Origin of the sequence: Negadavirga shengliensis (assembly GCF_042652345.1) — a bacterium.
Lineage (GTDB): Bacteria > Bacteroidota > Bacteroidia > Cytophagales > Cyclobacteriaceae > Negadavirga > Negadavirga shengliensis.
In genome coordinates, this window is record NZ_JBHSJJ010000033.1 from 1 (window position 1) to 5,648 (window position 5,648).

At 53.7% G+C, this 5,648-nt stretch carries 3 protein-coding genes; 1 reads left to right on the plus strand and 2 read right to left on the minus strand.

Going from position 1 to position 5,648, the window contains the following annotated elements; genetic code table 11:
- On the plus strand, nucleotides 1–377 hold a 377-nt coding region (locus ACFPFU_RS25460), incomplete at its 5' end, for a hypothetical protein (protein WP_377069546.1).
- 186 nt (nucleotides 378–563) lie between these two features.
- Here the strand turns inward: ACFPFU_RS25460 and ACFPFU_RS25465 are convergent.
- Together ACFPFU_RS25465 and ACFPFU_RS25470 are read right to left on the minus strand one after the other, a co-directional pair.
- Nucleotides 564–1,931, minus strand: coding sequence for a RagB/SusD family nutrient uptake outer membrane protein (locus ACFPFU_RS25465; RefSeq protein ID WP_377069548.1), 1,368 nt, complete (start codon nucleotides 1,929–1,931; stop codon nucleotides 564–566).
- Nucleotides 1,932–2,115: 184 nt separating this feature from the next.
- Complete coding sequence (locus ACFPFU_RS25470; protein ID WP_377069550.1) at nucleotides 2,116–5,334, minus strand: SusC/RagA family TonB-linked outer membrane protein; 3,219 nt, start codon at nucleotides 5,332–5,334, stop codon at nucleotides 2,116–2,118.
- Nucleotides 5,335–5,648 lie beyond the last annotated feature (314 nt).

Genomic DNA, 5,648 nt, shown 5'->3' on the forward strand with positions numbered 1-5,648 from the left:
TGTGTTCGAAAGAATCCAGAGCCATAAACAAAAAGACCTCTACCAGCTCCTACCCTCAAACTGGGAAGAATACCGTCCTAAATAAAATCCCCTTATTTAACAAGACGGGGTTTGTCGGAGGGATACAGACAGCCACGCTGGCGGCATACCCTGGGATTACCTTTTTGGGTGACGCCACTCGCACTTATAATTGTCACAATTTTGCTTGGTACATGTCCGGTGGGGGAACAACTTCCGTCTGGATGAACCAATATAACACAGGCAAACTCCTCGGTTTTTTGGATAAGGAACACGCTTCAGTTTGGCACCTTTCTACCAAAAAACCTCGTCTCCCGATAACTATCGGGGATGCCTGGGCACTTGCCCCCACTTCTTAAATTTCTTAACGCGCAAAATCTGCAAGGCGGAAATGGCGTTTTTCCCAGCCGGGGCTATGAGGGGATGGGGTTCGTCATTTGTGTCCGTCTAGAGAAACTGAATAAATTCAACCCCTTGATGGAGAAAATTAGTGTAGTATTGAACTGATAAACCGGCAATGTGGTTGCCGCTGCCGGCCTTACCCCTTACCGGGGGTTTTGGGTGAGGCCGGTTAGTTGTATTTCTTCATCGGGCAGCGGGAAAGTGTATTTGAGGGAATTGGGCGGAAGGAGATGTTCGGTTCCCCCGATCACCCGTCTTAGGGTAATGGCATGTTCCTGCTCCTGGTTCAGCCTCCTCAGGTCAATCCACCTCAGGCCTCTTCCGATCAGTTCCTTCCTTCTTTCTGCTAAAATGATTTCCAGCAGTTTCGATGGTTCTTTTTCCTCAACCGGTACCCAGCTTTCTTTCTCGTATCTTCTTGACAGGAGGCTGTTGAGGTGTTCCAGCGCCTTTTGGGGGTCACCCAGCCTGGCCGCTGACTCGGCGGCCACCAACTTCAATTCACCCACCGTGAAACCCCCAAAAAACTGAGGGGTACCGGAAAGCCTGCCTGTGAAATGGTGGTAGCCAGCGGCGTTTTCGCTGAATAAGACCTCTTTTCTGAGATCATTGCCTGCATAGCTTCGGTACAGGAGGGTATCCACCAGGGCCAGGTTGGTTCCCATAAAGCTGTAGCTCTGGACCAAGGTATAGTTGATGGTTTCTGCATTGAACCGGACAAAGGGATTCGGTAGGGCAGGGTCCAAGTCATTGAAGTCTATTCCGTCGCCGTAAATGGAGAGTGCCTCTTCAGCAGCTTGAAGGGCCTGTCCATATTGGAAAGTGGTGAGGCCAAACCTGGCCTTCAGTCCAAGAGCGGCTGTTCTTGCCGGCCGGGCCTGGGGCGTCACCTGTTCCGGTAAGAGTGCCAAAGCCTTTTCAAGATCAGCGGCGAGGTAATCGTAACCATCCTTCAAGCCCGCTCTTTTCAACGGCTCGTTGATGTCGGCAACGTCTTTTATGACCACTCCAAGGAGGTTTTCGAAATTCCCGTCGATAGGGAAAGGGGGGGCGAATTCCTGGAGAAGCTGATAATAGGCATAAGCCCTGAAGAAGTGGGCCGTGCCTTTGATCCTCCTGAACCGCTCCCCGTTGTTGTCAGCGATATTTTCCAGGGCTTCCAGCACCACGTTGGCATAGAAAATCTGTTCGTAGGGCAGGGACCATGATCCGGTGAATCCTCCCTGATAAGGGTCCGCCGCCCAGGTGTAGGTGGCGGCCTCGACAGGGTTTATCAGCCCGGAAAGAACGGATTCAGGCACCCACAGCTCGTCTGTGGCCAGCGAGGTGAGGCCCGGCTGGTAGTTAAAGACCTGGGTGTTGTCCAACAATGCCTGAAGGTCGTCCAGGGTTTCCGGGACCAGGAGGCTTTGGTCCGGTCTCGGGTCCAGAAATTCTTCACATGCGGTGGCCAGCACAGTGGCCACCAACAGGAAACCCAAGAGTGATTTTTTTGTAGGTTGTGTTTTCATATTAGTGTTTTTAAAGTGTTTGACGTTGTCGTCAAGTTTGGTTTCGGTATAGGATGATATTTTCGTGTGGATTTGGGTGATTCTTAACCTTTTGTGTTTTTTTGCCTCACCCCCGGCCCCTCTCCCAGGGGAGAGGGGAGTTCACACTCGGTTCATGTGTTTATAATTGTTTTTTAAGGGGTGATCAGAGGTCCAGACGAAGGCCCATGGCGATACTGCGAAGGGGTTTGGCGGTGCCGAAATCCGGGTCAAGATCCTGTTTGGTGGCCTTCCAAAGCATGCCGATATTGTTCATGTACATGTATACCTCCGCATCCTGTACGGCCCGCGCCCAGCGGGTTCCCCTGGGTATCCTGTATCCCAGCCGGATATCCTGAAACCGGATATGATCTGCTTTTTCGACGAGATTTTCCGAATTTCTGTAAAAGGTGTCCCTGAAGGCGTTTCTGGTGTCAGGAAGGGCGGGCACTTCGGTTACCCGTTCATCGCCGGGCTGCTGCCACCTGAGCGGGAAATCACTGTGGCCGCCCCTTGACAGGAGTATGCGGTCATACTGTACGGTATTCCTTTTGAAGTAGTAGCCGAAACGGTAGGAAATGTTGGCGGAGAAGCTGAATCCCTTGAAGGCGAGTGTGTTTCTAACCGCCCCAAAGGTGGTAGGTCTGGCAGGACCGTGGTAGATGAGGTCCTCCATGGTGGCCCCATTGACAATGAACTGGTAATTGTCGCTTGGTTCCCCATCCAGATAGCCTCTTCCTGCTCCGGTGTCCGGATCCAGCCCGGCCCAAGGGAGTGAATAGATGCCGAACAGGGGTCTGCCGACCACCGGGAAGTACTGGCCTCCCGATCCGGAGGCACTGAAATTCAACAGGCTCTGTACAGGGATATCGGTATCATAACCGGTCACTTCCTCCCTGATCCCGCTGAACAGCCAGTCGGTGGTCCATTGGAGCGTCCCAGTAAGGTTCCTGGATACCAGTGAGAGGTCAAACCCGGTGGTTTTGGTCGAGGCGTTGTTGCCCCGGAACCTTGTGATCCCGGAAGTGGTGGGGAAGGGGCTTTCGCCGATCAGGTCCAGGCCGTCCTTTCTGTAAAACTCCAAGGCACCGGATATCCTTCCTGAGCGGGTATCGAAATCCAAGGCCGTGTTCAGGACCCGGATCCGTTCCCATCTGAGATCCTGGTTGGGCGGGTTGATGATCTGGGCATAGGGCAATTGGGATATGGGGTTAAAGGTAACGGTGCGGGCGGTGGTAAAAGCGGTGAGGCTGCGGTCCACGTTTCCGGTGTAGCCATAGGTCATCCTCAATCTGACAAAAGGCACGGCATCCCAATGGTAGAAACTTTCCTCACTCAGGGTCCATCCCAGACCTGCCGACCAGAGCGGGACAGCGCGTTGGTTGGCCCGCACGCCGAACAGGTTGGAGGCGTCCCGCCGGGCGCTGGCGGTGAACAGGTAGCGGTCCTGATAACCCAGTGAAGCGTTGGCATACACAGAATAAAACCGGTCCCTGGTGAGTGAATGCCGGTCCATAAAGGGTATCCGGACTGCTGCAAAGGGGTTGTTGGACTGCGGAAAAAGGGAGAGGTAGTCCACGGGCTGGCTGGTGGCGCGTTCCGGGTTGTAGCCGTAGAAGCGGTTGGACAGCGCTGCGGATTCCAGGGATTTTATTTCTGTTCCACCAAGGGCGTCCAGGGACCATCCGTCGTTCCAGGCTTTCCGGTAATCCATCTGTAACCTGGCCGAATGGCTGGATGCATCCAGATGAGACAGGTCAAGGATGCCACCTGCTGGGATGTGATGGACGATGTTGCCCGATCCGTCGGTTTGGGAAAAGCGGTTGACCAGGTCACGTGCATAATAGCTGTCCGCGGCATATCCGGTTTCCGTACTTCCTGAGTTCTGCCAGTATTGGTACAAGCCGGAAATTTTAAGGCCTGTAAGGATTTTATAATCCAGGCCCATGTTGATCCGCCAGTCGTCGTGGGTGGTGACCGTGGGGGCTTTGCCTTGCTCCCGCAGCGGGACAAAGGACCAGTCGGCCAGTCCCATGGCTTCGGCCTCCCTCTTGAAACCTTCCCTGAGTTCCCGGTTGATCTCCACCGGATTACCGTCATCGTCCGCCAGCCTCGCATAGGGATATACCGATCCGGCCGGATCAAACACCAGGCTTTGGGGCCCCATGTTATGATCGGTGTCTTTTGTTTTCACCCCATATATCCCGGTGCGGATATTTATCCTGTCATTCAGGAGACTGAAGTTGTTTTTGATGTCCAGGGTGATCCTTTGGTAGGCGTTGCCCACCACAGCTTCCCGGTTTTGGTCCATACCCAGGCCGATTCTGTAATTATGGGATTCCCCACCACCGCTGACGCCCAGGCTGTATTGTTGGTTTACCCTGCTTTGGTAAAGGTACCTGGCCAGATCCTCCCTGAGGTCCTGGCCCCTGAACCCGGCGATCCGCTCAGCCGCCTGCCCGGATGAAATGATGCCGTCCCTTTCCAGGATCAGCGTTTCCACTACCGGACTCAATACGGGCTTGTTGACATTGTTTTCCGTGGCTGTATAGAAACCCTCACGGAAAAGTTTCTCTTCCGTGTCTATATAGTCATTGACCGAAAGAACGGGATCACGGTAGGGATCTATGGGCTGTATGACATTGACATTGGCGTTGAAGCTGACTGCGGCGCCGCGCGATCTTTTTCCGGATTTGGTGGTGATGACGATGACCCCGTTTCCCGCCCGGGTACCCCAGATGGAGGCGGCGGCCGCATCCCGCAGCACGGTGATGTTTTCCACGTCGTTGGGGTTGATGTCCTGCAGGCTGCCGTCATAGGGGAAGTTGTCGATGATGATCAACGGGGCGGAGAACCTGCCCAGGGTGCTTCTGCCCCGGATGGAGATGGGATCCCTGCCCACATCCCCCGTCCTGTTTAGAATGAGGCCGGAGGTGACGTCTTCCAGGCGGTCTATCAGGTCGGTGCTGACCCTTCTTCCGACGAGCTGTTCATCCACGGTCACGAAGGAACCCGAGGCCCTGGATCTGGGGATCTGCTGGTACCCCGTAGCCACCACTTCCACCTGGTCCAGGGTATGGTCTTCCTGTTCCAAGGTGATCAGCAACTCCTGTGTGGAAGGTGTTTCGAAAGGGGCGGTTTTGGTGGCATATCCCAGGAAGCTGGCATCGATTTCGGTTTTCCCAGGAGGAAGGTCAAGGGAAAAGCGGCCGTTTTCGTCCGTTACCGTCAGCTTTCCGGAGGTTTTTTCTTGGATAAGGGCCCCGGTGATGGGCTGTCCGGAATCGTGGTCCACCACCTTTCCATGTAAGGGGACCGTCTGTCCGTGGGTATGATGGAAGGCCATCAGGAGGCCGGCCATCATTAAGAGTAGTGTTGTTTTCATATGTTTATAATTGTTTCTTAATGGCCATATGGAATCTCGCATGTTTTATAATCATCCCAGTTTGTGACGATTTCGTCATGCTCGATTTCATATGATTATAATTTTTTCTCAATAGGCCATATAGCCTGCCCCTGCCTGCCCCGAACTCGATTCGGGGAACTTGTTTCGGGGGAATCTCGCATGATAGATAATCATCCCAGTTTGTGACGATTCCGTCATGCTCGATTTCATATGATTATAATTTGTTTTCAGCGGTCATATGGAACCAAGCCTATTATAATCCTCCCACTGTGTGACGATCTCGTCATGCTTGG